Origin of the sequence: Lysinibacillus sp. (assembly GCF_032093475.1) — a bacterium.
Taxonomy (GTDB): Bacteria; Bacillota; Bacilli; order Bacillales_A; family Planococcaceae; genus Lysinibacillus; species Lysinibacillus irui.
In genome coordinates, this window is sequence record NZ_DAMDAY010000222.1 from 1,181 (window position 1) to 2,267 (window position 1,087).

Below are 1,087 nucleotides of genomic sequence, written 5' to 3' on the forward strand. Positions count from 1 at the left end.
TGATAAACGAATGCTGTGGCACCAAGCATGATTGTGGATAAGAAAGGACTCCAAATCCATTTTTGCCATCCCGGGGCTGCAGTTGCCCAAACTAAATCACCTTCACGAACGCAAAGCCATTTTGAAGCAGCTGTTCGAATATGTGCATATCCCCAGCAATGTGAATGAACAACACCTTTAGGTTTACCGGTTGTCCCTGAAGTATACGAAAGGAATGCCATATCATCACGTTTTGTCGCTACAGCTGTAAATGTAGTTGGCTGTGTACTCGCTAATTCATCTAAAGAAGTCCATTCTTCTTTTGCACTACCGATAACTAATTTGTTATTTAATGCGTCTACAGTAGAAGCTATTTGATCAACCTCACCAGTAAATGCCTCATAGGCAATAACGGCACTAGCAGAAGAATGTTCCATACGATATTCCAAGTCACTTGCACGTAGCATTTCTGAACATGAAATAGGAACAATGCCAGCCTTTAAGCAGCCAAGAAAAACGAAATAGGCTTCTGGTAGGCGAGGTATAATAACTAAAACGCGATCTCCTTTTTGAAGCCCTATCTTCGTAAACGCATTGGCGTATTGGTTCATTTTTTGGACAAGTTCAACATATGAAACTGTTCTTCTCTCTTGTTGTGTATTTAACCAACGTATTGCTTGACGTTCACTATCCTGCGAAAATTTTTCTAATTCCTCTGTGATGTTATAAAACTCAGGTGCAATTAAATCATTTGATACCATAAGAACATTCCTCCCCCAGGAAATTTGATAGAAAATTCATAAAACTATTTTTATTTTAACAATTACAATAATATACAGCAAGAATATTTAGTACGTAAAATAGAAATATTAGATATAATAGAGAACTATTATGCATTGAATTAATCTGTAAGCATCCTTCGACAAAAAAATATAAAAATTTTCACCAAATGTGTTGCATTATTTAGAATGCTTGCTATAATAAGAAATGTACTTAAGAGGTTATTTAAAACCGAATTGAATAGTATTGTTCCGAAGTAGCTCAGTTGGTAGTAGCACCTGACTGTTAATCAGGTTGTCGCAGGTTCGAGTCCTGCCTTCGGAGCCAT

The 1,087-nt window shown here is 36.9% G+C and carries 1 protein-coding gene and 1 tRNA gene; one reads left to right on the forward strand and one right to left on the reverse strand.

The features are described 5' to 3' along the window. Positions 1-740: AMP-binding protein (locus RT445_RS23625; RefSeq protein ID WP_313471766.1), on the reverse strand; the 740-nt coding region annotated here is incomplete at its 3' end. A 269-nt stretch (positions 741-1,009) separates the two neighbouring features. Between RT445_RS23625 and RT445_RS23630 the strand changes: the two genes are divergently transcribed. Beyond that, positions 1,010-1,086 (forward strand) — tRNA-Asn (locus RT445_RS23630). Position 1,087: the final 1 nt, after the last annotated feature.